Source organism: Mesorhizobium sp. 113-3-3 (genome assembly GCF_016756495.1).
Lineage (GTDB): Bacteria > Pseudomonadota > Alphaproteobacteria > Rhizobiales > Rhizobiaceae > Mesorhizobium.
In genome coordinates, this window is sequence record NZ_AP023243.1 from 6,533,443 (window position 1) to 6,559,352 (window position 25,910).

The window sequence follows — 25,910 nt, forward strand, 5'->3', positions numbered from 1 at the left end:
GGACGTTCGAGCATCATTCATAGCGGGCGATAATCGTGTTGAGCTCGGTCGGTTCATATTCCTCGAATAGAACGTGCCGAGCCACCTTGCGAGCAACGTCACCTGGACTGTTCTCATCGGTTGAGAGGACAAACGACGGATTGTAGATCATTTTGAGGGTCATAGTCTGTGCATCAAAATAGGGTTGCTTGCCCGCCTCCTCCGGAGGGCGACCTCGCGCCATATTTCGCTTCACTAGCGTCTTGGAGTCCGCCTCGATAAAAATGATCTCTCCTTTCTGAAGAGGCTGATCGCGAGTTACTAGATCGCGCAATGCATGAGACTTTACCTTGTTCTCGTCATCGCCTTTAGAGAAGGCATAAAGATCCAAAGGGGCACGATCCATAAAATGAAGCCCCGCCGTCGCCGCATGCATACGGCGATTCTTCTCCTTCAGTTCCGAATATATGAATTGATCTACGATTTTCTGCTGATCTTCAGTGATCTTACTTGACGCCATATACATTTCACGAGGAGGTGGCCGTGTCCATTCTTCGTGTGTTTGAAAGCATCGCAAGTGCTCGAGCAATGTCGATTTCCCGGAGGCGACAGGCCCCACTATATAATAGTGATACCGAGAGCGCCGATCCTTTCCAAGCGTTTCCACGGTTTCGCTGAACCCTCTTTCATCAAGATTAAGAATATCGAGAAAATCTCTGATCTCAGCAGACGTGAGAAATATCGTTACCAAGTTATAGAGCTCGAGATTGGCCTCGAATATGTCCTGTCTTCGCGCCTCTGATAGGACCCCTTCTTCCTTAATCCAGTATATCATATAGTGATGGTTAGCTGGGCTCTTATCCCGGTTGAGGCGTAGGTAATTTTTGAGTGAGCTATCGGCAAGCGAATGACCAATCAACAGCATTGTGTTTTGAACAAAGCGAAGGAACAGATACTCGGAACTGACACCGGGGGAACGTGCACGAGCATCCGCGAAAGAATCTTCCGTGAATATCAGTTGGGGGCTGCGCTTCTTAAGGCTGACACGGGGCAATATTCCATTGACGTGATAAACTGTCGTCAGATTCCCTCGATCGGTAAGAGGCGGTTGCCAAGTGACGCTTAGGGCGTTACCGGACTCGCTGCCAAAAGCGCTTTGCTTTACCTGCTCCCCTATCGCATCAGCCAGAAGATCGTCGAAGTTGAAATTTATTACCAGTGATACTTTGCGAGACAGATCACGCAGCTGTGCGAGATAGGGATGCGTTTGTATGACCTCGGCGATTGTTTGCGGGACCTTCTCATAGATCGCCTTGTGAATAGCGTCGCCCCATTCATATTCGACCGTTGCGGACCTAAGCTCTGCCGGATCCGTGACAGGACATGCCCCCCTGAAGCGATGATAGATGATCTGTCCGAGATATTCAGGTTGGAGTCCCGCCGCAACGTGTGCTGCTAAATCATCAGGGAGGCCGCCCTGAATCTCCGCAAGCCTTTTCAATAGATCCTGCCACCCGGGCACCTTGGCGTCGATTGAAATTCCGGCTCCCGTCACCAGGTTCAGCCGTTGCAGTCTCAGCCTTTGGTAGAGGTGGCACAAAAATCGCGGGAGACGCGGCTGTCGCGCGATGGCGGCATGAAGGTCACTAACCATTATTCAGACCTCGAAATATCGAGGCGACTGAGCCCGCTGCTGCTGGATCATATTTTCCCCCGACCCCACGGATGTTCCATAATCCAGATTGGCGGATATGTGCTACAGGAGATTTGAGGCCAAGCCAGTCAGGACCGGGATAATCAATTATCCGCATCGATTCGCTAAAAAGCGCAATCAACTGCATCTCAACCTTAGCGCGCAAGCTTTCCTTGCTAGGTTTGTCATCAACTTCAAGCAGAACCACCTCTAAATCCTGAAGATATCGTGAGACCGCAAGCTCATGCGCAATCTCCAAACTCTTCACCTCGGGGCGAGCGTCCTGACCCTCACCCCAAGTCGCAAGGCTGCCATGGCCGGGGCCGGCCTCCAGCATCGCTCTACCAATGTGCAGACGGAAGATGGAGCCACGATGGTTGCCGATCTGACTGGAAGGTCCCAGGTGATTGCGCAATCGACCCCGCAGGGAAGCCTGCGAGCCAGCGCTAACTGCGTGGGTACCGATCCGCACCACTCGGAAACCAGCGCCTCGGAAGTTCCGTTCGGCGCCGTCCAGGAATATGTAGACCCCGCGTTTTGGCACGGATCTCGACGAAAGTTCCCTGAACGAGAACACACGGTCCGCTATGCGCTCTTCACCAATCCAATTATAGAGCCGATCCAGGTCCTGTATCCTTGCCGCCATTCGTTTTGCTTCCGCTAGCCAAATGGCGTGGTCAGAGTATTCAAGGCCCAACCAGGGCGCGACGATATCCAACGGAGAGACCCTGGCCCTGTTCAGCTCCAGCAACGGCATACTGTATTCGTTAGCAGCAAGCAGCGTCACCTGCCTGCTTTCGGCACGAGCAGCAAGCGCATCAAGCACCTGCTCAGCCCAATCGCGTTGATTGGCTTCAGGCAGATCGGGGAGATTGAGATCATACGGAGCGATAACCATCTCGCCCGCGACGATCCCGTGTTTGCCCGACAAAATTGCGTACGGCGCGCCGAGCGATCGAACAAGATTGATGCAACTTTTGAATCGGTCCGAAGTATAGAGCTGATCTGCGGGGGCGGCTTCTTGGCGCTTCTTTCGGCCGCAGCCAATGACAATGAGTGGAACGACGCCGTTGCGACCGAGCACAGCTTCTCGGAGAAGCATTGTCGGAGGCTCGAACAGTTCGCCCTGCATCACGCCAATCCTCTGGCTGCAGGATCATCCGCGGCTTTCATGCTGTGGAATGGCTTGGCAAGAGCGAGTCGACAAAGGACCAGACCAGCCGTTAACGCCACCGGGGTCCGATCGACAATGATTCGACGAATCCTTGCGGCGTCTACATCATGGCTATCACGCAGTGATCGACCGACCTTAAGCTGAACAAGCCTGTGATAAACAGCAGTGCCAGCGCCATATGGCTTTTTGGTAAGGCTCGCGTACTGCCAAGGAGCACTGGGCTGCGTCCGTGTGCGTGTAAGATCGGGGGCAATTCCCATGCACCTAACTACAGCCGATCTGTTTGTCGCCACCGAACTTGCCGAGGCTGCCGCGCCGCGTGGCTTCTTAGCCGATAGGCCTACTCGTGCGAAAACCGGGCTGACGTGAACATCGAGGATAGGCAGCTCAGCCGGCAACGTGGCGATGCCCCCCAGACAGTCCAGCACCTCGTCAAGCTTACGACTCTTGGAGATGGAATTGGGTTTCCTGCCGAGGAGAGATGCGGATTCTCGGACGCTCAAACCCGTCTTGCCAAATCCGTCAATAGAGTCATCATAGGACATGATCGAGCACAGCTTCTCACACGACTCGGTGATTTTGCTGCATTGAATCATGTTCCCCCCTGGACGCTCAAGGCGCTGCTTGACCGGCTCGTGTGACCCCAAAGATCATGTAATTGAGAGCGATGGGGGAAGCGCCGCTGAGCTTGGGAGCGACAGTTCCGCTCTGCCTGCTAAAGACGAAATCGCTCCAATTCCAGCCGACCTCATTTGTCTGCACAACGACATATGAGCCTAACCGCAATTTGGCGGAAGTGGCCGTTTTTGAGAAATCCAAGCCCAGACCGAATGAAAAGACAGGCCGGTTGTTGCCTTGCTTCTCGATCGCACGAACAACGCCCTTGGCGAGCTGAACGAAGGGCACGAGCACGGGCTGCGCGGTGGTCAGAAGCGATAGCCCTTCCTTGAAAGCAGAGTTATCCAGCGCTTCCACCAGCATGTCGGTTCCGCCGCTGCGAACGTTGATGGTGCGCCCTTCGAAGCTCAGGCCGTCGTTGCCAACGTTCACTCCGACGAAGATGGGCAAGCTTAGCAACGGGGCTGCGCTGCCGTCAGTGGCGATGGTCTTCAAGGCAAAGCGCATCTCCTCCGACTTGCTCCCAGCTTGGTTCTTCCCCGTAAATTCGCACAGTATCTCGTGGCGGCCGGACCCCGGATAGTTGTGAACGTAGAACCGATCGAGGGTGATTTTCAAACTCGCGCCTTGGAGCCTTTCATCGGGCGCCATCGACGTTGCGTGAACGATGTCCAGTCTATCTCCCGCCGAAGATCCATTCTCGGGAATGAACCCGATCGCCGCGCCAGTGTTAGCCCATTGGTCGTTGGTGAAGAAGGGAACGCTGATCGCCTGACTTCGAGCCCCCAGCTGATGGAAACGGGAAGCCGCTTCGTGATCGCCGATTTCCTCCAGATAGGCGGCGATCTCCAAAGGATGCTTGGCTCCGATGCAATCTGATTTGTCGAATTCCATTCGGTCCCCTTTCAAGCACGTACGCGCGGCCTTGGCCGGATGGCCTCGCGAACGGAGGCGTAAATATCCTCCCGCACGGTGGCGCCGACTTCCAACGTCACCGCGAGTGCATAGGGAACCGCAGCCTGCTGGAAATTCCGGTGGTTGGCGCGCGCCTGGACTCCTATGAACAGCCCGCTGGAGTCCATGAAGGCAGTGCTGTTGCTCCCCTCAAGGATGAAGTGCGCCACGGTTCCGCGCCTTATATCATCCGGATGGGGCTGCATGATCGTCTTCACACCTCGCCAGAACTTACGCTTTCCGTCCTGATCGACGACGTCCAGCATCACACCCCGATAGGCGATGGAGGTTGGATGGATCGGGGGTAGCCATGCGAGCGTCATAGTGATCCTACGGATCTCCCTTGAGCGGATCATGCCGGTTGGGATTGGAATGCGATACTCGTGAAGCTGCTCGTGGCTGATCTCATCATCGGCAAGCAGGGTGACACGGTTGACCGCACCTGATATCACCCGCTCGACCGTCGGCTTGCCGTATCCTAGGAATTTCGTGACCGTTGCCCTGCGCCGCCGCCATTGTTTCGTGCCCGGCGGTGGATAAGAGGCGTCCAGCAAGGTACCGGCATCGCCCCACTGGGAGCCGTGCACCAGCAATGCTTTCGTGGCGAGAGCCGCCCGTTTGAAATCCCGCAGGCTGACCCCGTCTTCGGCCAGCACCTCCTCAAGAGCGTCGACAATCTGGATACCCGAACGCGTTACGAGAGCTGCTGCGTTGCTCGTACCGGTCGAGCGACGGGTACGCGTAACAGATCCTGCCGAAGGGTCGGGTGCTGCCGTCTCCAGGCCAATGTGTCCGATCTCGTCCGGCCAGACGAGGTGCCCATCGGCGTGATCGGCCGCCCTTGCGACCTGCCGACCTCCAATGTCCACAATATCCGGCTTGAGTGAACGGTTGATCCCGGGGCCGATCGCCGATCCGAGATTTGGAACGCCAATCGGCGCGAACGGGTCGATAGTGTCCGAAGGGCAGGCGCCCGCCCCGTCCGCATGCACGGCACCCACGCTTAGGACATTCATGGCCTCGGCAGGGCTGAGCAGACCGCGAATGCCCTTGCTTGCCTCGACCGCACGAATGAGCGCGATCTGTCGTTCCAGGGGCGAAGCTGCGTTGAACGATGCCTGATCCGGATATCCGGAGGGAAACCGTGCTGTTATATTTCCGGCGCTGACGACGAACAGGATGCCGTATTTGTGCGATAGCCAGTCAAGCAGTCGCGCCCAGGGAGTTGGCCGACGCACGAAAGGCCCTTCTGCGTCACAGATCGAGTGATTGATGATCAGGACATCGGGCCCCGCCGGCCCAGCCTGCTGGTGCTCGTCCTTCAGGGCAAAGACCGCCCGATAGATGATGCCGATAGGAAGAAGGTCCTGGTGCGTACGCTCGTCATTGAGATGCTGGGGTGCGGCCAGGACGGGAACCGCCTTGAGGCTTCTCGTCAGTGGCGCCTCTCCATTTGCTAGATCGCCGTGGATGATCAGGGAAGCAATCGCAGTACCATGATATCGCCGAGCGACGGGAACCCAGGCGCTCGACACGTCAACCTCGATGACATCCACCCGCCCATCCAGAAGGCGGTGGTTCTGCATTGGGTATCCATCCAGGATCGCGGCCACCGCGGGACGCAGTCCGTCATTTGTGCCCTCACGCAGGCTAGTCACCGCAGAATCCGGCTCGGAGAGGGGCCTGGTGGCGTATAGCGACTGGGGACGGATCGACATGATCGGGTCGGCATTGGCCAAGCGCCCGGTGCGGGAACTAATCGCGCTAGCCTGTTGGGCCGGGACCTCAATCAGTGCCACTTGGTACCGGATGGGCTCGATCGTCACGAAATCGACAATCCGGCCACCCACCGCTGAAAGAATGCCCTCGAGCGCCTGCTTCGCATTCTTGCGGAGTTCCTCGTTCTCGTGGAACCACAGATCGAGTTCAAGCCGCACCGGCGCCTGCGGATCCTTCGCGAGACGGCGGTGGATGAAGAACTGGGTGGCCGGTTCAACCCTGTCAGAAGCATTCCACACCCGGATTTTGGAAAGGTAGCCGAATATTTTCCACCAATCCTTTTCGTCTTCGCGAGGCGATAGCTTCGACTCGAACCGCCGCCACATGGCAAGCAGCTGGCGCATGCCGTTTTCGGTCGGCATGGTGAGGTAGAGGCGAGACATAGCGGAGTCGGCATCTCCCGCGTCGTCCTGGTCCGCATCGTCATCGGTGACAGGGTCGGGGTCTGAGCCGACATAGTCCTCGGTCAGCCACTCGAATCCAAGCTGCTCGGCGGCCGCAACGAACCGCTCGACCGGACCGATGGTTTCGAACACCAAGGCACGTTCGGGAGAAGCGAACGCTGCATTCGTGGTTGCCCCAGCTTCTAGTGATTCCTTTAGGAGGGCGATGCCCGGAGCCAGCCTCCTGGATTGTTCCTCAGAGGAGCGAGCCCTCGGGAAGCGAGCCTTTCGGCTCCCCTTTAAGCGCTTGAGCACGTTTTCGCTTCGGCGAATGCGTATGATCGGCCGGTCTACTATCTTCAGCCCCCCCCCGAATTGACCGTTTCCGCCGGAGCTTGGCCAGACCTTCAAGCAGCGCTTGGTCGGCGGCAAGTTTTCCGCGAGACAAAACGACCTTCCTTCTCACGTCTAAAGTGAAGGCTTCGATATCCGAGAAATTCAGACCGTTCAATGTGCGTACGAATTTTTCCTCAATAAAGGCAATAGAGTCACCGTAGTCTTTCCGGAGCCGATGAAACCACTGGGATATTTCCTGCGGACGTGGAAGTGGCACGTCCACTCGAAGCTCGAAGCGCCTCCACACGGCACGGTCCAAGAGCTCGGGGTGATTGGTGGCGCACACAATCACGCAGTTCGTGGGTATCGCATCCATTTGCAACAGAAGCGAACTCACGACGCGCTTGATTTCTCCGGTCTCCTGGGTATCGCCCCGTTCCTTGCCAACCGTGTCGAATTCGTCGAAAAACACCACGCAGGACTGCCCGGCGACAAAATCAGTGAGCCGGCGAAGGCGGGATGCGGTCTCGCCGAGATAGCTGGCGATAAGTCCGTCATACCGGACGACATAAAATGGCAGCCGCAGCTCGTGCGAGAGTATTTCAGCGAGACTTGTCTTGCCCGTCCCGGGCGGCCCGACCAACAGCACCTTATGCCGCGGCTCGAGACCGTGGGACCGCAACAATCCGATTTCCGAATACTCGTCAATGAATTCCTGGATTTCCCCCGACGTCTCCGGTGCCAGGACGAGATCCTTGAGCCTACGGCTCGGCTTGAGCTCGACCAGTGCGTCACTCAATTCTGGCGGGATGGCGTATTCACGCATTCTCGGCGCACTGGACCTCTTCCTACGATCTGCGTCGATCGCGTCGACTAGTCGCTCAGCGATTCCGTTCTGTTGTTGGGCCCGCGCCTCGGCGACAAGCGCCTGAAGCGGCAGCGAGGCACGGTCGCTGGAAAAGCCAAGATCGTCATCCTTCCGTGCGATGCCGGTTCGCGCCATTGTTCCGTTACCTTCCGCGCTCGACTCGTCCCCAATGCGGCGCTGTTTCCCATTAATGATAAGCCAATTGGCAACCAGCGCCAGAGGCAGGGTGCAAAAAGCTGCCCCTCTCCTGACGATCCTATTGTCATTCGAAGCCCGTTAACGTTCGGTTTTGAGGCTGCCACGACGGTTCAAAGGTGACACGGTTTCGATGAGACGTGCAGTACCTCCTTTCACGCCGCGCCGCCACTACGAAACGCTCTGTCCGCTCCTCTGCCGTCCGAGGGTCCATGAGATGGCCTCCCCGCGCACCACACCGGAAACCTCCTTGCCGAGATGTCGGTCAAGCACTGGTCGCCATGGCACCAGCGTGAATTCTCGCGACTTCTCGATGACAGCGTACTTGCCGCTAGCAAGGTCGACGGATCGGCGCAGCGTGCCTTCTATTCGATCTCCAGGCTGCGCTTCGGCATACGCGAGACCGAGCTGATCCGACAGCTGGCCGGCGACACGGTTCAGCTCGCGCTGGCGCAGGATCGAAATCATGTTGGCGCGGTAGACGGTCCGGTTCTGCTCTTCATGCGCGAGGCCTTGCGCGATCAGCCACTGCCGCCGGCGGACTTGCGCTTCCCGTACCTCACCGCCAAAGCCGGAGGTGCGCAAGGCCTCCGGTCGGTCGGCAACCAGCTGCTGGTCAATCCAGGTGGCGCCGTCAGAACGGACCTGTCGCTCCAGCGGCATTGACGAGAGCTCGTCGACAACAACAGGCTCGGCCCTGGCCCGCTGGCGCTCATAGTCAGCGACACGGTTGAGGTGATCTGGCGCGATGATCCAGGCTCCGTCCGGCTCGCGCTCCACGCCGGCGGTCGCGCGGCGGATCGCCTCCAGCCGCCGCACATGGGTTTCGGCAAAGCGTTCGGTGGCGGACGGATCATGCTTGAGGTGAATGTCGATGGAATAGCGGCCCTCATGAGTAGCGGCGATCTCGGCGATCGCCCGGTCAACCGGCGTGGGCTCGATGTTCCTCGGCGTGACACGCACGATGCAGCCGTCGGGCGTCGGCCCAGCGGCCTCGCCCTTGCCGATATCGACATAATGGCTTTTCCCGTCCACACCGTCGACGACGAGGTAATGCCGGTCGCTGATCTCGTCGGCCAGCCCACGCACGACGACGCGACCGACAATAGGTGCGGCCAGCGGTTCCGGTCGATCATGCACAATGTAATCGGCAGCACTGCGGGCGAGCCCCTTGCCGGTCAGCTCGCGGTGCATGGTCTTGATGATGTCGCCGCGCTCGCCAACGCGGCGCAGCGTCGCCTCAAGCTCGTCGTCCAGACGCCACCTGCCAGAGCCGATCTCATCGGCTAACCCCATCCGATCGAGCTTGCGCAGGCGTCCCTGATGCAGCGTCTGGCGAAAGGCGTCCCGGCCGTCCGGCGTGACATGTCCGTCGTCGTCGCGCATGCGTAGCAGCTGCCGGTCTATGCTGGTGAAGCGCTCCTGTTCCATTTCCTGGCGCAGGCGCTGCTCGATCTCGCGGTCGGTGCGAGGACCGAGATCGAGGCTGACCAGTTCGGCCCCGCGCTCGCGCAAACCGGACGAGATGTAGTCGCGGGCGATGACGAGATTCTCGCCGCGATCGTCCTTGCCGCGAACGATGACATGGGTGTGGGGATGGCCAGTGTTGAAATGGTCGACGCCAACCCAATCGAGCTTGGTGCCGAGATCCTCTTCCATCTGCGCCATCAAGCGTCGGGTCAGTGGCTTGAGGTCGTCATACTCAATGCCGTCTTCGGCGGCGACGATGAAACGGAACTGATGCCGGTCGCCATCGGCACGATCGAGGAAGGCCTTGCCATCGACCCGATCTTTGTCGGCACCATAGAGTTGGCCAGGCTCGCCTTCGCGGGTGACGCCGTCGCGCTGGAGGTAGCGCAGGTGCGCGTGCGCTCCGTCGGAACCCTTGCCGGCCAGTTTGACGACCCGTGCCTTGACGACGACACGTCGCAGCCGAAAGGCGGCGTAGCGGTCGCGTGACTTGAGCAGCGCGGCTGCGGCCCCACCCCGCCCAGCCCGGCTTCCCGTGAAGCGGCCACCGCGCGGGGACCTGCCGCCGGCTCGGTTGATTGCAGCTCGGACCTGGCCGGCGAAGCGTTTTTCTGCCTTCGAGCCGCGCGACCCGATCTTGCCAAGCTTTGGCCTGAACTCGTCGTCTGTCATGCAAGCCTCCCGAAATACTGCAACAAAATCAGCGGCTTGCGCGCCCCAGCCTCTTGGTGCCGCTGGCAGCCTCCTGGGAAAGCGATGTGCAGACAAAGACTTAACCGCCTATCGGAGGCGGTGCCTTTATCTTGCCTTACGCGCCCCTCGCCCCTCGCCTTAAGCGTCCCTGGCCCCTCCCGGATGCCCTCAACAGCGCTAGCCATTGTGCTTCTTTGGCCGCGCGAGATCCCTGCCGAGCGGCACGAAAAGGCCGCCATTCGTTTCACCGGCGCGAACACCGTCGCGAAGGAAGAACAAAGAGCGTCCGGAGGGAGCGTTCCGCCCCTTTGAAGTTGTGGATTGGCCTTTGAATTCGTTCATGTCGGCCGCCGAAATCCCCGTCGCCTCAAGCTGTTTCAGATAGGCAACGGTCTCTTTCGGCAGCGGCCTTCGAAGCTTCAAATGGCCTTCATAGCGCTCGGGTCCAGCGTTGTAGGCGGCAAACAGGCCGGGGAATCCGAAACGCTTATACATGGCGCTGAGATAGGCGGTTCCGGCCAAGATGTTGTCGCGCGGATCGTGCGGGTCGGCTCCCAGACCGTGCTCGACGCGCATCTCCTGATAGGTGCCGGGCATCACCTGCATAAGACCCATGGCGCCGGCGCGGGAGGTGATGGGACGGCCATCGAGGACGGTCTTGCCGCGGCTTTCGGCATCGATGACGGCGCAAATCCAGGCCTGGGGAATGTGGAAGCGTGCGCTTGCTTCCGATACGAAGTGCTGCCATCGTTGCAGCTGCGGACTTTGGGAGATGACGGCTGGCTCAGCGCCGGTCGAGGCGGAACAGGCGCATGGCGCGACGGCGATCATGCCGAGCATCAGGAGGGTCACTCGGTCCATAGCGGCACCAGCCTCCCGATGATGTTTTCGGCCGGCACCGGCCCGAAATAGCGACTGTCGAAGGAGTGATTTTTTTCGTTGCCGAGCAGGAAAACCTCGTCATGGGCGAGCGCTCGGCAGCCGTTCCACCAGGGCAGCGGACGGCCTTGCGTGTCGATTTTGAGCCGACGGGCGACGATCTCGCCGCCTATGATGATGGCATTACTAAAGGCGCAGACATGCTCGTCCGGCAGCGCGGCGAGACGCTTCACCAGCGGTATATTGCGAGGCAGATAGCCGCGTTGGTCGGCGAGATAGGCAACGAAGCCAGGCGGGCGGGCGAGCACAAGATCGCCGCGCGCAGGCGTGCCAGACCCAACGCGATAGAGACCGACCGGCGCGCTAGCCGAGGCGTTCCAGACCAGCAAGGGAGACGGCTTTGGGAGCGCCGTGAAGCCTGTCAGGCTCAGGCCAATCGCGGCGATGGCGATTGCGTTGCGCGCCCGAACGCGCCGCAAACGGCTGCCGATCAGATGGATGGAAGGCCGCTGGCTCATGAGCGGGCTCCCTCGTCGGCTGAGCCGGACCCGCCCTTGTCATCGTCGGAGCCGGGTTCTGGCGGGCGGCCTTTCGACCAGTCGTCGAGTTCGTCGATGTGGTAGCGGACATAGCGGCCGTGCTTGCGGTATTTCGGGCCGCCGCCGGTCAGCCGCATCTTTTCCAGGGTGCGCTGGGACAGGCCGATATAGAAGGCAGCCTGCGCGGTGTTCAGAAACGGACTGCCCTTCTTGGCGCGGGCCGCGCGGTCGTTTTCGTCGTCCATGATGGTCCTCGTTTCGCTTCGGACAAGCGACCGCGAGGATCGGCGAGCGAGGTCGTCCTGGGGACGGGCGAAGAGTCGGGTGGGAGTTTTCGCCGCCCCTTCGGGCGAGCGTCGGCGGGAACCCCCGCGCCGAGTTGCGGCGCGAGGGCTTGAGCCGGCCGGTCAGTCGGCCGGGTTCCAGATGACGGCGTAGGTGTCTTGATCGTCTTGGCCGGCGGCGCGGCCGAGATTGGCGTAGAGCTTGCGGGGACCGAACTCCGGTGCGGCGATGGACAAGCTCACATAGTCGTTGCCGGAAGTCTCCCCGGTTCGGATCCAGCCGGCGCCGACCTCCACGCCCTGCGTCAGCACCCGGAAGTCGGGATGGTTGTCGGCGGACTTGCTCCGATTGGGCACGATGTCGATGTCGGCGCGGACGCTGAGCGTCCTGAGCTGGCCTTTGTAGCTGCCGTTTTCCTGCTTGTTGACGTAGCCGATCGCGGTCATTTTCCTGTCTCCTTCTGCTGTCGCCGGGGACCATTCCCCTGCGATGGCGGACCGTGATGGGCGCGTCCGGACCGCCCGAACCCGGCAGGGCCGCAGCGGCAGCGAAGGACCCGAGCGGGCAGCTTTTTTGAAGCGAAGCGGCGCGAGGAAGCCGCGTCATGCGGCGGGGAAAAAAGCTGGTGGCGAGGGTTTCGGGCGGGCTGGAACCGCCCATAGGTCAATGAGCCAGCCGCAGGGGAATGTCCTCAAGACGTGTGGGGACAGGTCGCGTGATCGGGTGAGCACAACAAGCGATCGGAACGCGTGCGGCGGGTTCCGCACGCTCAACACCGTGCCGGATCGATAAATGTGCCCGTGCACCGGGAGCCCCAGCAGGCATCTCGGCGTGGTAATCGAGCACTGACAAGGGCGAGCTTTGGCGGCCGGATGTTGTTGCCGGAAGCGGGGTCCAAGGGGCGGAACGTGCAGCCAACGCGCCCCGGAGAGGCGCCAACCCGCGGCTATCGACGAGCCGCCTCGGCATGGCGGACTCATTCGAGGGTAACAGCGACCGGGCCTCGGCCCATTGATCGGCGGTCGGAAGCCGCCGCGTTTCGTGTGTTTTCGGTTGGGAACTTGGTCGAATCCGCGCCAGCTGGTTCCATTGGAGCGAAACCGATCGTCTCGGCGTGATCGAGGAATTCGACCAAATTGATACCGATGGCCTTCGCGAGGTCCGCCTGGCTGAGACCAGACGCTTTTCTTTTATCGACGCGGACATACCCGGGTGATCGGCCAGCCGCCATCCGCCAAGGTTAGGTCGTTCCTAGCGGCGCGGCGGGCACGGCTGAGCCCGCGTCCGAAGTCGACGAGGAAAGGGTATTGCTCCCCCGATTTCCGAAGAAGGCCACTGGTCGCAATTGCCCCTGTGGGCCGTGGCGATCTTTTGGTCGCGCTTGCGACATTCTTGTCAGCCTTCGGGACACAACAATGTTTTCGGATAGGCGCGCACGAGGGAGCAAATCAAGGAATCTCAATCTCGCAAACGCCGTGACGCCCAGCCGGACTCGATCCTCAGGGCGTGGAGACCGGCGCGCCGTGCTGAAGAGCTCGGAGGTGTCAAAGGCCTTCCTCGACAGGGGGAGCAGCAACAGCGCGATCGTAGGCGCGACGGCCGCATCTTCGCAGATCGCAGCCTGCGCACGCAATTACACGCCAGAGACAAAGCCTTACGCGGTCGATGCCGGCGTGCGGCAATGCATCGGCTCGGCCCGTCCGGAACGGCTTTCGCCTTCCCTTGCCGGCGCGGAAGTTCTGACTACTCCGACAGTACAGCACCTTTGCTCGGTCCGGGTGACCAAGCGATTGTGCGGCGCGCTCGGTCTCGGTCAATGCACGGCGCCCCTGCTCAAGCCGACAGGGCTTCGGCAAAAGATAGTCCGATTCGGTGCCCCCAAGTGAAATGGCATAGCGCTTGCTGTTATCCGTTAGAGCCCACCAAAGCACGTAGAAAGCTATGAACAGAACCATGGCAAAAACGCGAAGTTCCATACAAGCGCCCAAGGAGACCGTGCACGTTTGCGCCGAACGTCCCCTCCAGACGTCCCTCCTCCGGTATCTGATTTGCTATGGCTGGTTCGAGACTGACGGAGCCGTGGCGCTCGCCCAATTGTCGCTTACCCGCCTCCGCCAGGAGGGTCGCCGACGCGATCAAAGTGCATCAGGCGACGGTAAGCCGGGTGACGTCGAACACATACATGCAGACCCCGCGCGAAGTGTTCGAACTGAAGTATTTTTTCACCGTCGCGAGCGCGTCCTCCCAAGGTGGCGACGCGCGGTCCCCCCCGAAGCTGTCCGCCATCGGATCAAGGCGACAATCGCCGACGAATCGCAAGATGACGCGCTTTCCGACGACGACATCGTCGTCCGGCCCAAGGAAAGGGCCATCGATTTGCGCGCCGCACCGTCACAAAATATCGCGAAGCGATGAACATCCCCTCGTCCGTGCAATGCCGCAGGCAATGGCGCTTCTGGCGTTAATGCGGGTCAACGCAGCAACCCGAGTTTGCAGCACATCCAAACTGGAGACCCTGTTGATGACCGAATCCGCTACGGGCTTCATGGACGGAGTTCTGCATGACCCAAAACAGCCAGATCAACGGTCTGGTCCCGCATGGGGTGCAGTCATTTCGCTTGCCTTAGGCACCTTTGGGCTTGTGACGGCAGAGTTTCTGCCTGCCAGCGTGCTGACGCCGCTCGCGCATGATCTCTCTATCACCGAGGGTGCAGTCGGACAGGCGCTGACAACGACCGCCATCGTGGGGGCGATCTCGGCGCCGACGATGGCCGTCATCACAAGGCCCCTGGACCGCAGGATCGTCATATGGGCGATGACGCTGCTGCTGATCCTGTCGAACGTTCTATCGGCCGTCGCGGGGTCGCTGCCGGTTCTCCTGGCCGCCCGCGTCGTGCTCGGCATAGCACTCGGAGGGTTCTGGTCGATTTCGGCAGCGCTGGCGATGCGGCTCGTTCCAAGTCACCTCCTGCGGCGCGCCATGTCGATCATCCTCACCGGCGTTACCTGCGCTACCGTTTGCGCGGCTCCAATCGGCGCCTATGTCGGCGATATCTGGGGATGGCGAACCGCCTTCATGATCGCTGCGGTCGTCGGCGCCGTTACGCTGGTAGTGCAACTCATAACCATTCCGAGGCTGCCTCCGATTGGAGTGGCCAGCTTCCGCAGTCTGCTGGATGTGGCCAAGAATCCGATGATCAAAGTCGCGATGTTGGTCGTCCTGCTGGTCGCTTCCGGGCACTTCGCCGGCTTCACCTATATCCGCGCCTTCCTTGAGAAGTTTCCCGCGCTTGATATCGAGACGATCTCGCTGGTGTTGCTCGTCTTTGGCATCGGCGGCTTCTTCGGCAATTTGGCCGGCGGATTCCTGGCCGAGCACAGCCTCAAGGCAGCCGCGGCCCTGCCTCCCCTGTTCATAGCGATGGCCACTGTCTCGCTGCTGACGCTGGGAGCATCGGCTTGGGCCACGGCGATTGCGGTTACAGTATGGGGCTTTGCCTTCGGCGCGGTGCCGGTGGGACTGCAGACATGGATGGTGCTGCACGCCGCTCCCGAGCAGGCCGAAAGCGCCGGTGGGCTGATGGCCGCAACGTTCCAGGTAGCCATCGCAGCGGGCGCGATTTTCGGCGGACTACTGATGGACAATGCCGGCGTCGCCAGTTCCCTTGCCTACAGCGCCGTTGCCTCGTTCCTCGGCGCCCTGACAGTGTTCTTGCTCGGCCCGAAGCGCGAACCTCAGACCACCTGACAGAGAGGCCATCAGTGCAGCGCGGGAAAGATGCAATCATCAGCCGCGCGGTGCGATCCTACGCACGATTTTTGGCGGTTGCAGGCCTCGTCTCCGGGTGATCGGACGCTGTTGTCCGGTCGATTTCGACCGGCGGGGGCGTTTCGAATGATGGTGCCGACGAGAGAACCTAAGAGTGCGGGACCGAACCGGACCGCCTCGTCCGTCGACCGCTCTGGCATGGCGACGCGGTCTATGCGGCTCTGTCTTGCGGCGAGCATCGGGCGGATCGCGCGCCTGATCTCTTACATGAAGCTCGGGGCCGAACATGCCCCGCAGCTTCTGATTCGGCCCGAAATAGAGGATCGTTCGGCGATATCGTAGTTGTATTCACCAACTGTGATCCAGCCGCGATTGAACGTCGACAGCCCCGCGCGACGGATTTCCAGCGGCGGAATCTCAAGCGCCGCCTGCCCTTGGTAAGGCGGCTTACCGGAATTCGGAAGGAGGACGAGACGAGTTATCTCACGCTCAGTATCCCCGCAATTCGGTGCGGCGCATGGCGAAAACCTTCAGCCTCGCATAGCTTGCGGTAAAAGTACTTCTTCCACTTCATGTTTTTGGTGATGCCGGCTGCCAGCATGGGGAAACACGTGGCACGCCGTCATGCAAAATCATCGAATGTGCGTCAGACCCAATTTTGCACGCCGGTTCGCACCCGTATGAGGCGCTGAGTAAATCTAGACTGAGACCAGGAGTGCCCGCGACTTCACATGCGGGATGCCTCCTGCAACATTATCTGCCGCATCCAGATGCTTGCCGGATCACTGTTGTGGAGGGTGGGCCATTGGACGGCCTCGGTGAACGTGGGTAGTGGCCGCGGAAGTTCGATGATCCGCAAGGGGAAGGTTTTTTTGAAATGCTGAACCAGCCGGAAGGGCATGGTCGCTATCCGAGCTGTGCCTGAGACCATCGGCGGGATCATGCTAAAGGCCTGTACGACGATCTCAACACGTCTCTTGAGACCATGCTCAAGCAAAAACTGTTCCTCGATGGATGGCATCTGGGCACCGCCGACCCTGAACGCAATGTGTTTCATCGACACGTATCTCTCGAATGTAAGCTGACGTGGCAACTGCTTGTTCGTGGGGCAGCCCACGCACACGAATGTCTCGTCGAACAGCGCCGCTCTTGGATGGGCGCTCGACATGAAAAATTCCGGAAGAATCACAAAATCGACGTCACCGCGCCGGAGAAGCTCATCGGGGTCGTTGTCGAGCGGCCGCAATTCGAAGCTGACGGCGGGTGCTTCGCGTGCAACCCGCTCCACGACCTTTTCAAAAAACACGAGTGTGGCGAAATCGGAAAGAATGATCCTGAAGCGGCGATCGGATTGAGCCGGATTAAACGGATCCCAAGAAATAATCGAGCATTGGATGTGCAAGAGTGCGCCACGAACAGCGGGGGCGAGTGTTTCCGCACGCGGGGTTAGAACGCGTTCGCGGCCGCTCATCGTAAACAGTTCATCGTTGAAATAGTTGCGCAGCCGGGCGACGGCCGCGCTCATGGCCGGCTGACTAAGGTTGATGCTGCTTGCCGCGGCCGTGAGGTTGCGCGCGGTCAGCAGTGCGTCGAGCACGACGAGAAGGTTCAGATCAAGGCCTTTGAAACGCATGCCTCATCTGTCCGTAACGTGGTTGTTTGTCATCGTGACCATTATGGGCGCTCGTTTACGGTCCCACTCAGAGGTGTTGTGTCCCGACCTGCCGCCCGCGCGCGTGGAGGACGTGCTCGTCGTAGTTATGGGGATAGCGCGGCCGACGAGCGAATGGCCGACCGGTACAACAGTCGATCGGATAGGTCCGGAGCTATGAAACATGTCGATTACAGATGCGAATTTTTCACGTGGCTAATTGATTACAGATTGAGATTTGAGCAGACTTGGGCGTGGCGGCGCTCCGACAACGATCCGCGACACATATCCGAGGTTGCGCGCAATACTGCGAATTGCCATCGCTATGACGACAATCGCCACTCCAAGCACAGTTGCGAAGGTGATTCTGGTCGTGAGATTCCAGACTTCTCCAAACTGTATCAAATCCATGAGGCGAAACACGGCACCCTGGACCAGGTAAAGCAGCAGCGTGCTCTGACCAAGCTGCACCGCGACAAAGCGAGCTACTCTAGTCGAATAGACAAGTCTCCAGCATTGGAACATAGACTGCATTGCTACCGCAGAAGCCGCCAAAGAGCCAGAGAACATCAGAAAAACTTGTTTAGCTGACTGTTCATCATGAATTAAAACGAGATTGTTGTAGGCATAAGTCTCCTTGCCCCACCCGAGGAAGCATATGAAAGCCGCTATCGAAAATAAGACAACAAAAATGGATTTGTGACGCCAGATGACGCCATTCTGCCATCCGATCGGCTGGGCAAACAGGAACCCTAAACAATAAAATGGGTAAGTGTACTTTAACAACGGGGTTATTGATAACGTGATGGGTGCGAATGCGACCGCAATTGCAGATGCGCTTATGATCCATATCGATAGACGGTTGAAAGTTGTAAGAACTCTAATCAGAATGAACGAAATAAATGCCGCCCATATGAACCAATAGGTTCCAATAACTTCCGTCGACAAATCCAACAATGTATCAGTTAAACTCTTCATGGGAAAAATAACTGCGGACTTTAACGTCCAAATCAACGTACACCAAAAAAGCATTGGCAGTAGTAGCTGCATTGCCCGCTCACCGACACCTTGGGTGAACGATTTTCGCAAAATTGCCCCAGAAGAAAGATATCCGCTTAGCGCCATAAAGAGAGGCATATGAAACATGTAGATCGACTTGAAATACGGCGACAGCCAGAAAGCGTCGGTGCCCTGGTAGATTAAATATTGTAACAAGTGCCCAATTATCACCAAAGTAATGAGTATGCCTTTGGCGAAATCGAAGCTTAGGTCTCGGTTGTTTGTCCCTGCTGGGCACGAGCCGCGTCCCTTCGCTCCGGCTCTTATGTTATCAAGCATCAGACTCCAGCCTATCTGTTGCAGTTGCTACTTGCCGTTTCTGGGCACGGCGAGCGCGGTGCAAAGGATCGAAAATCACGCCGATCGCGGCGTGGTATGGAGGGCCGATTGGCTGCAACCGAGCGGACAACATCCCAGTGCCTGATCGCAAACCTCGAGCGCATTGGCGGTCGCGATCATGTGTGGCGATGCGAACGCCCGGCACTATGGTCGTCTGGCCGTCTCTGCAAAACCTCTCAAGATGGTTTCGCAGCGGGTGCCGAACCATGCCAAAAGCGAATGGAATGCCACGCTGCTGCAGCACCGGACGCATGACGCGGATAGAACGACTCATTCCGAGTCTCTCAAGATCCGGATGCATCCTGTACGATCCGAGTTCGCCTACCAAGCAATCAACCTCGCCAACCGTGAAGAAATGGCGCAGCAGGTCCTAGTGAGCTGCTACGCCGTGCACATCAGAGCCGATTGCGCGAACCTTCGGCCCTGCACCGGCCCAGCTACAACCGCCTGAAAGCCCCTGTCGCCCATAGGCCTTTTGGAAGAAGGCGGAGAGTTCGACATGATCGGCTACTTACAAGTCATTTCCCAGCACACGCTGCAGAAGCAGTGGCGTGATCGGGCGCATGTCAAGTGCGGTCATCTATGCAGCGCCCTGGAAGTTTGGTAAAATCGATTGTTTAGATCGCGAGCATCCACGCTATGGATAAGTGAAAGCCATGCGCTTCAAGGGCCTTGATCTGAACCTTCTCGTCGTGCTCGACGCACTGCTGACCGAGCGGACCCTCACGGCGGCGGCAAGCAGCATCAACCTTAGTCAGCCGGCCATGAGCGCGGCCGTCGCCCGGCTGCGCGACTATTTCAACGATGAACTGTTTACGACGAGCGGCCGCGAACGTGTTCTAACCCCGCGTGCGGAAACACTCGCCCCCGCAGTTCGCAGCGCACTCTTGCAAATCCAGTGCTCGATTATCTCTTGGGATCCGTTTAATCCGGCTCAATCCGATCGCCGTTTCAGGATCATTCTTTCCGATTTCGCCACACTCGTGTTTTTTGAAAAGGTCGTGGAGCGGGTTGCACGCGAAGCACCCGCCGTCAGCTTCGAATTGTTGCCTATCGACGACGACCCCGATGAGCTTCTCCGGCGCGGTGACGTCGATTTTCTGATTTTTCCAGAATTGTTCATGTCAAGTGCCCATCCAAGAGCGGCGCTGTTCGACGAGACGCTCGTGTGCGTGGGCTGCTCCACGAACAAGCAGCTGCCACGGCAGCTTACATTCGAGAGATACATGTCGATGAGGCACGTTGCGGTCAAGTTCGGGCGGACGCTGAAGCCCTCCATCGAGGAACAGTTTTTTCTTGAGCATGGTCTCAAGAGACGTGTCGAGATCGTTGTGCAGGCCTTTAGCATGATCCCGCCGATGGTCTCAGGCACAGCTCGTATAGCGACCATGCCCTTCCGGCTGGTTCAGCATTTCAAAAAAACCTTCCCCCTGCGGATCATCGAACTTCCGCTGCCACTACCCACGTTCACCGAGGCCGTTCAATGGCCCGCCCTTCACAACAGTGATCCGGCAAGCATCTGGCTGCGAGAGATATTGCTACAGGAGGCGTCTCGAATGACTTCTCCGGGGGACGCCAAAAGGCGCCCCAGGCAGCCCTAATTTACTCCCGCGTCTCACGCCGGCACTCGCGTCAATAGCCCGTGTCGGAAGAGAGCGACGCTCGCGGCAAGTGCGCCTGCGAGGTCGTCCAGCGGGTGGGCTGCGTCGACAAACGGTGCGAATGAGAAGGGCCCCCCATAGCCGCCATCAAGCAGCGCCCGGATCTGGCTGCCATTGTCGGAACCGACCAGGACGCGATCCGGGTAAATCCAGTGGATCGGATCGTTCACGCTTGAAATGTGGACGAGACCGGTCAGCTCGGAGGAGAAGAACGTCTCCCCGGCAAGCGTGTGGTGGAACGTGTCGTGCACGAGGCGGAAGACGGATTGGCCATCAATGGCGGCAATGGCCTTAGCCGCTTCGTTCTTCGATCGAAGCGAGCAGGTCCGGAAGCCCAGCGGCTCGATGAGACCGATCAGACCGCGCGACTGGAGGATCGGCTTGAGCGCCTTCAAGGCGACGCGGAGATCGCCCCGGCGCTCGACATTGGCGGGCCAGGAGCCATCGTTGACCGGCACCAGCATGAGCGTCTTGGCTCCGCAGGCCGCTGCATAATCGGCGAGCTTGCTCGCCTCGGCCCTGCGGGCGGGGGTCCACTCATTGAAGCGCTGGAGGGCATTGACGGAAATAATCCCAACGCCTGTGTCGGCGGCCGCAGACCGGACGTCCGCCGCCGGCATGCCGCGTGCAATAGCATTGCTGCCCGGTTGGCTGCGGATCTGGACATCGGTTAGGCCCTGGTCGCGGGCAAAAGCGAAAAGTGCCCTGACGTCAAGTCCGGGCGTCGCCAAATAATCGAGTGCAAAGCGGGGCGATGCTTCGCGCATGGCTTGGCTTTCCTTCCATGAAACGGGCGTCATTCTCGGCTGACTGGCTTCTACCGTGCGTTGATTCGCGAGGTCCGAAATGATGGGCATGAGCGAGGCGAGGCAGTCGTACTCACGTTTCTCTCACGCTATGTTTTTCTCTCATTTATGAGCCGACGTTCACCCAAACGGCGGTGCCGCGCCTCCTGAGACATGGTTAAATAGGTGCAATGACCGAACTCGCTCGCAGCCATCCAACTGCTTCCGCAAGGTACCCGCCAAAGTCAGGCAGCAGGGTGTTTCGCCAGAGCGAGGCCGACGCCCAGCGCGATCATCGCGCCACCTGACGCCTCCCTCAGGCGGCGGATCAACCCGGGACGCGCTGCCGCGCCGTCTTGAATGCCGCTGGCCACGACGGCAACCACGATGTCGGCGAGCGTGTTGAGCGCAATGGACACGGAGCCAAGCACCACGAATTGCAGAGCTACGAGCCCTGCGCTCGGATTCACGAACTGCGGAATGAAGGCGAGGAAAAAGACTGCCGTCTTCGGGTTGAGCGCCTCGACCAGTACCCCTTCACGAAACGCCCGCCGGGGTCCGACTGGACCCACTGCGGCGCCGTCATCGCCGCCAGTCGCTCCCTTGAGGCGGGCGGCTTGAAAGGTGCGAAAGCCGAGCCAGACGAGGTAGACCGCGCCGAACAGCTTTAATGCGGAGAACAGTTCCGAGCTCTCGAGCACGATCGCGGAAACACCTAAGCTTGCGGCGAGGACGTGGATCATGCCCCCCAACCCCGTGCCGAAGCTGGAAGCGATACCTTCCCGACGACCACCGGCGAGCGTGCGCGCGGCAACGTAGAAGATGCCCGGACCGGGGGTGATGGCGAGCACGGAGGCCGCGGCGAGGTACAGGGCGAGTGGGGTCAGTTCTGGCATGATGGTCGATTCCGACGAAGTTCATGATTATTTTGGGATGAGAGCGGCGACGTCGCGGTCAGATGCCCGCTCGCTCACCGCAAGGCCCGCCGCCACGCCAGCGCGGTCGGCCGCGTTCCGGTTCTGGCTCATTTTGCGCTTGCCCTCCAGCCTCGTGATTGGCATGCGCAGGCCGACGATTCCGCGGAGTTGCGCCTGTATAAAATCCGGCGGCGCGTCCGACACCGCCCAAGGCGAGGCGCGCTCGCCCTCGTGGTGGTCGGTCAGCCGATTCACGACGTCCAGCAATCTTCCCGCATCCTCGAAGAACTCGACCGGGCCATAGGCGTGGACGGCGACGTAATTCCAGGTCGGGACGACCTTCCCGGTTTCCCGCTTGGTCGCATACCATGCCGGCGTCACGTAAGCGTCCGGCCCCATGAAGATGGCTAAGCCGTCGCCCAGCGGCGGAACACGGCACTGGGGATTGGCCTTCGCCAGGTGCCCGTAGATCACGCCGTGCTCGCCCTCGCTCTCGTCAAGGAAGAGGGGCAGTGGCGTTGCGAGCGGCCCTTCCGCCGTGACGGTAACGAAGTTCGCCAGCAGCGCCGCGCGAATGGTCGCGCGCAGGCATTCCTTGTCGTCGTCGCGGAAAGCGGGAGGGATGTACATCGCGAAACTCCTTGCGTTACCAAGTCAGGTATCGGCAAGCTGGCCTATTGGAAACAGCCAGTCAGAAGCTATTGAGGTAGTCCAGTTGGTGAAAGATGGCATCGCGCACCGGATCAGGGCACCGGAATCCCCGGTGCCGGTCACGGTATGCGAATTGCTTGCCAAACCTTTTGGACGCAGCCAGCGATCCCGCTTGGTCGCTATGTGAGCCTGCGGCAAGCCCAATGAAATTGATCCAACGCAAAGTGAACCATACATGCAAACAATCGTCGAAAAGTGAACCTACCGGCGATGCTAGGCATGCCGAGAGCCTGCGCGGGTTTTCACTGTAGCAGGTGACAACACTACCCTTAGCCAACCGGTCGGAGCCGACCAGTTTGTCCGATGTCGACGAAGTGCTTGTTCGCAGGGCGCAAACGGCCTGTAAGCCTTCATAAGCGAGACCACACAGGTACTGGCTGGGAAAGCAGGTCCGTGGGATCTCGCATTTCAGTGATGTTCTGGAAGCGAGCGAATTTCATATCCGCAGGCATCTAATGCAGGAATCAGATTGGACAGCGCCATAACGGTCTGGTTGCGCAGACTGGCTTGAGTGCTCCGTGTCGACTCGTCGGGAGGGCATCCGTCGTGCAAGAGCACGATTGCGCCGGGGCGTACCGAGGCGAGCACTGCATCGACGATCGCGTCGGTGCCGGGGCGCGACCAGTCTCTTGGGTCGATCGACCAATGAAGGGCCGCCAGCCCCGCGATCTCTGAGGCAGTGAACACTTCTTCGCTCCAGGCGCCGTATGGCGCGCGAATGTAGCGGATCGAGGCCTGCGGGCATGCCAGCATGATGGCCTGGTTCGCCTCAAATACTTCACGTTGCACTTCGCCCAAACCGCATTTGGACAGGTCCGGATGAGACATCGTGTGGTTGCCTACCTCATGCCCTTCTGCGATCATTCGCTGGATGAGTTCCGGATGCTCTGCGGCGTAAGCACCAATGACGAAGAATGTCGCTGGCACCCGATTTTGCGCCAGCACATCGAGTATCTGTGGTGTGAAACATGGATTGGGACCGTCGTCAAACGTCAGATAAACGCTTCGACGCCCGGTGCCGTCAGCGCATTCACTCTGCACCTTCCATCTGTCATCGAGACGTCTCATAGCTGCGAACCCTTGCGGTCAATTGTTGTACCGGTCGGCCATTCGCAATCGGCATAACCCCGATCCTTGAGGTAGGGGCCTACGCTATCGGGGGGAGCTTGTCGCGAAGAGCCGACGCGATGCAGCTTGCGCCGATCACCGATGTACCTGGTCGAAAAGGGGATCGGCTCGCTTGATGTTCGGCGCAGACCAGGAGGGACACACCAGAAAATGCTCCTCGGAGCCAACGCACGCATCGACAATCTCCTTAGGGCTGCATCCTTGAATTCTTCCTATGGGACGTTCTGTACAATCGGCAAAATCGATTGTTTCGATGACAAGCATCCACGTTGCGGATAGATGAGACAAAGGCTTGGATCGCGTGCAACCTCACGGCGGCGGCAGCAGCATCAACCTTAGTCAGCCGGCCATGAGCGCGGCCGTCGCCCGGCCGCGCGACTATTTCAACGATGAACTGTTTACGATGAGCGGCCGCGAATGCGTTCTAACCCGCGTGCGGAACCGTCAGCGTCTCAGAGTCGAGCGACGACGTCGCGCAGCATCTCGACGCCTTTTTCGATCTGCCGGATGCTCAGGGCGGAATAGCCCATGACAAGCCCGACGCGGTCGGCTTCGCCTGCTCCCGACTGCCGATGATAAAGCGGCGAAATCGGGTGCAGACCCAGACCCGCGTATTGGGCAGCTTCGACCAACGCCGTTTCACGCGATCGCGGCAGGTCGTTGAACCATATGACGACGTGCAGTCCAGCCTCTGCCCCCTGGACGGCGATCCGACCTTGAAAACTCCGCTTCAGGGCGGTCAGCAATGCCTCCCGGCGCTCGCCGTTGATGCGGCGCACGCGGCGCACATGGCTTTCATAGCCACCGCTCTCGATCAGAGAGGCCAATGACTCCTGCCCCGCCATCGGAGAATGCCGGTCGGCAAGCTGCTTGGCGGTTTCGAAAACCTGCAGGAATTCCGCCGGGACGACGAGATAACCGATCCGCAGCATCGGCGAGAGCGTCTTGGAGATGGTGCCGAGGTAGATGACGGCCCCATGATCCTCGAGGCTATGCAGCGGGGGAACGGGGCTGATATCGTAGCGATATTCGCTGTCGTAGTCGTCCTCGATGACATAGGCGCCCTGCTCCCGCGCCCATTCCAGAAGCTGATGCCGCCGCGGGATCGGCATGACGCCGCCGAGCGGAAACTGATGCGAGGGCGTCACATAGGCCAGCCGGGCCGCGACCCCCGCCAGTTGCTCCGTTTGCATGCCGTGATCGTCAACCTCGACAGGAACGGGCGTGGCACCTGTACTGGCAAAGACCTGGCGCGCCATCCTGTAGCAGGGGTCCTCGATGACGAAGCTGTCCCCGGGGTCGAGCAGCAGGCGCGCGCAGAGATCGAGGCCCTGCTGCGAACCATTGACGATGACGATCTGCTCGGGGTCGCAGCGCACAGTACGGGCGCGCCAGAGATAGCCCTGAAGCGCTTGGCGGAGCCGGCTCGAACCGCACGGATCGTCATAGGCGAGCCGTGCCGGCCGCTGCGCCATCGCCGCGTTCATCGCGCGCTTCCAAACCGATGCGGGGAAATCTGAGGGCGCCAGGACGCCATATCGGAAATCAACCTTCAGCGTGTTCGGCAGGTAATCCGGCCAGCGCGGAGTACCACGCAGCCGTTCGCCATAGCTTGACAAGTGAACCGGGCCGAACCGTTTTGGGGGATTGGCGGTCAGCTCATGTCCCAGCAGTGAGGATGCGACACGAGGGCGCGCGCCTTGACGGATGTCGATGAAACCTTCCGCGGCCAGCTGCTCGTAGGCGACGGTGACGGTCGTTCGCGAGACGCCAAGTTCCTCGGCGAGACCACGGGAGGACGGCAGCTGGCTTCCGGTGCCGTAAACGCCTCTGAGGATCTGCTCGCGAAGCGCTTCGTAGATCTGGCGCGCGCCCATGCCATGCGAGCGGGTTGAAGCACCGGGACCTGGAGACTGGACCATTTCTTTTCCTGCCAACTGGACATTCCATATCAACCAGTTTGCAGCCACTCCTTCCGAAAGCCAAGGCACGTCTGAAGCCGATGCCCGAGACCGCAATCCAAGACCGGAAAGTGGCACATCTGC

Annotated in this window: 20 protein-coding genes and 4 pseudogenes; 5 read left to right on the forward strand and 19 right to left on the reverse strand. The window is 59.7% G+C overall.

All coding sequences use genetic code 11. The annotated features are described in order from the left end of the window. Positions 1 to 13: 13 nt before the first annotated feature. The 10 genes from JG746_RS31485 to JG746_RS31530 form a co-directional block, all read right to left on the reverse strand. Positions 14 to 1,633, reverse strand: a complete 1,620-nt coding sequence (locus tag JG746_RS31485) for an SIR2 family protein (protein ID WP_202324012.1) — start codon at positions 1,631 to 1,633, stop codon at positions 14 to 16. After that, a complete protein-coding gene (locus tag JG746_RS31490; protein WP_202324014.1) occupies positions 1,626 to 2,804 on the reverse strand; it encodes a DUF6884 domain-containing protein in 1,179 nt (392 codons plus the stop codon). Before JG746_RS31490 ends, JG746_RS31485 begins: the two co-directional genes overlap by 8 nt. Positions 2,805 to 3,458: 654 nt before the next feature. Next, positions 3,459 to 4,358: a hypothetical protein gene (locus JG746_RS31495; protein ID WP_202324016.1), complete on the reverse strand. Its 900-nt coding sequence runs from the start codon at positions 4,356 to 4,358 to the stop codon at positions 3,459 to 3,461. Between the two features lie 11 nt (positions 4,359 to 4,369). Continuing rightward, positions 4,370 to 6,733: a S8 family peptidase gene (locus tag JG746_RS31500; protein WP_244730944.1), complete on the reverse strand. Its 2,364-nt coding sequence runs from the start codon at positions 6,731 to 6,733 to the stop codon at positions 4,370 to 4,372. A gap of 103 nt (positions 6,734 to 6,836) precedes the next feature. Next, positions 6,837 to 7,919, reverse strand: a complete 1,083-nt coding sequence (locus JG746_RS31505; RefSeq protein ID WP_069091179.1) for an AAA family ATPase — start codon at positions 7,917 to 7,919, stop codon at positions 6,837 to 6,839. A 231-nt stretch (positions 7,920 to 8,150) separates the two neighbouring features. Further along, positions 8,151 to 10,121: a relaxase/mobilization nuclease RlxS gene (rlxS, locus tag JG746_RS31510; protein WP_202324022.1), complete on the reverse strand. Its 1,971-nt coding sequence runs from the start codon at positions 10,119 to 10,121 to the stop codon at positions 8,151 to 8,153. Positions 10,122 to 10,319: 198 nt separating this feature from the next. Further along, the gene (locus tag JG746_RS31515) at positions 10,320 to 11,003 is read right to left on the reverse strand and encodes a lytic transglycosylase domain-containing protein (RefSeq protein WP_027033383.1); all 684 of its coding nucleotides are present in this window, start codon (positions 11,001 to 11,003) and stop codon (positions 10,320 to 10,322) included. Further along, positions 10,991 to 11,539 (reverse strand): S26 family signal peptidase, encoded by a 549-nt coding sequence (locus JG746_RS31520; RefSeq protein ID WP_010913839.1) that lies wholly within the window; start codon positions 11,537 to 11,539, stop codon positions 10,991 to 10,993. The genes JG746_RS31515 and JG746_RS31520 overlap by 13 nt, the downstream gene beginning before the upstream one ends. Next, positions 11,536 to 11,805, reverse strand: a complete 270-nt coding sequence (locus JG746_RS31525; RefSeq protein ID WP_006328932.1) for a helix-turn-helix transcriptional regulator — start codon at positions 11,803 to 11,805, stop codon at positions 11,536 to 11,538. The genes JG746_RS31520 and JG746_RS31525 overlap by 4 nt, the downstream gene beginning before the upstream one ends. A gap of 162 nt (positions 11,806 to 11,967) precedes the next feature. Beyond that, a complete protein-coding gene (locus JG746_RS31530; RefSeq protein WP_006328923.1) occupies positions 11,968 to 12,291 on the reverse strand; it encodes a DUF736 domain-containing protein in 324 nt (107 codons plus the stop codon). 1,658 nt (positions 12,292 to 13,949) lie between these two features. Between JG746_RS31530 and JG746_RS31535 the strand changes: the two are divergent. Both JG746_RS31535 and JG746_RS31540 read left to right on the forward strand, forming a co-directional pair. Continuing rightward, positions 13,950 to 14,310, forward strand: a pseudogene (locus tag JG746_RS31535) (RNA polymerase factor sigma-54); the annotation flags it as partial. 56 nt (positions 14,311 to 14,366) lie between these two features. Continuing rightward, positions 14,367 to 15,593 (forward strand): MFS transporter, encoded by a 1,227-nt coding sequence (locus tag JG746_RS31540; protein ID WP_044549158.1) that lies wholly within the window; start codon positions 14,367 to 14,369, stop codon positions 15,591 to 15,593. Positions 15,594 to 16,114: 521 nt separating this feature from the next. Here the strand turns inward: JG746_RS31540 and JG746_RS31545 are convergent. Continuing rightward, positions 16,115 to 16,221: pseudogene (locus tag JG746_RS31545) on the reverse strand (nitrogen fixation protein NifQ); the annotation flags it as partial. 120 nt (positions 16,222 to 16,341) lie between these two features. Continuing rightward, positions 16,342 to 17,247 carry a LysR family transcriptional regulator gene (locus JG746_RS31550; RefSeq protein WP_010913836.1) on the reverse strand — a complete coding sequence of 302 codons (906 nt, stop codon included), beginning with the start codon at positions 17,245 to 17,247 and terminating at the stop codon, positions 16,342 to 16,344. A gap of 43 nt (positions 17,248 to 17,290) precedes the next feature. Here JG746_RS31550 and JG746_RS37320 point away from each other — a divergent pair, with 43 nt between their 5' ends. Then, positions 17,291 to 17,446 carry a hypothetical protein gene (locus JG746_RS37320; protein WP_274609110.1) on the forward strand — a complete coding sequence of 52 codons (156 nt, stop codon included), beginning with the start codon at positions 17,291 to 17,293 and terminating at the stop codon, positions 17,444 to 17,446. Between the two features lie 35 nt (positions 17,447 to 17,481). Here JG746_RS37320 and nolL read toward each other — a convergent pair whose 3' ends face one another. Beyond that, positions 17,482 to 18,603: a nodulation factor fucose acetyltransferase NolL gene (nolL, locus tag JG746_RS31560; RefSeq protein ID WP_202324025.1), complete on the reverse strand. Its 1,122-nt coding sequence runs from the start codon at positions 18,601 to 18,603 to the stop codon at positions 17,482 to 17,484. Then, a pseudogene (locus tag JG746_RS31565) lies at positions 18,596 to 19,159 on the reverse strand (hypothetical protein); the annotation flags it as partial. The pseudogene JG746_RS31565 and the gene nolL, both read right to left, overlap by 8 nt. Before the next feature lie 160 nt (positions 19,160 to 19,319). Here JG746_RS31565 and JG746_RS31570 point away from each other — a divergent pair. Continuing rightward, positions 19,320 to 20,264, forward strand: a complete 945-nt coding sequence (locus JG746_RS31570; protein ID WP_010913834.1) for a LysR family transcriptional regulator — start codon at positions 19,320 to 19,322, stop codon at positions 20,262 to 20,264. A gap of 14 nt (positions 20,265 to 20,278) precedes the next feature. Here JG746_RS31570 and JG746_RS31575 read toward each other — a convergent pair whose 3' ends face one another. From JG746_RS31575 to nodB, 4 genes are all read right to left on the reverse strand, one after another. Then, positions 20,279 to 21,091, reverse strand: a complete 813-nt coding sequence (locus tag JG746_RS31575) for a TIM barrel protein (RefSeq protein WP_162034361.1) — start codon at positions 21,089 to 21,091, stop codon at positions 20,279 to 20,281. Positions 21,092 to 21,354: 263 nt separating this feature from the next. After that, a complete protein-coding gene (locus tag JG746_RS31580; protein WP_010913832.1) occupies positions 21,355 to 22,005 on the reverse strand; it encodes a LysE family translocator in 651 nt (216 codons plus the stop codon). Positions 22,006 to 22,032: 27 nt separating this feature from the next. Further along, entirely contained in the window at positions 22,033 to 22,656 is a 624-nt protein-coding gene (locus JG746_RS31585) for an FMN-binding negative transcriptional regulator (protein ID WP_202296081.1), read from the reverse strand. Between the two features lie 489 nt (positions 22,657 to 23,145). Then, positions 23,146 to 23,805, reverse strand: coding sequence for a chitooligosaccharide deacetylase NodB (gene nodB / locus JG746_RS31590; RefSeq protein ID WP_010913829.1), 660 nt, complete (start codon positions 23,803 to 23,805; stop codon positions 23,146 to 23,148). A 329-nt stretch (positions 23,806 to 24,134) separates the two neighbouring features. Between nodB and JG746_RS31595 the strand changes: the two are divergent. Beyond that, positions 24,135 to 24,295 (forward strand): annotated as a pseudogene (locus JG746_RS31595) (LysR family transcriptional regulator); the annotation flags it as partial. Positions 24,296 to 24,317: 22 nt separating this feature from the next. Here JG746_RS31595 and pdxR read toward each other — a convergent pair. Continuing rightward, complete coding sequence (gene pdxR, locus JG746_RS31600) at positions 24,318 to 25,787, reverse strand: MocR-like pyridoxine biosynthesis transcription factor PdxR (protein WP_010913827.1); 1,470 nt, start codon at positions 25,785 to 25,787, stop codon at positions 24,318 to 24,320. Positions 25,788 to 25,910 lie beyond the last annotated feature (123 nt).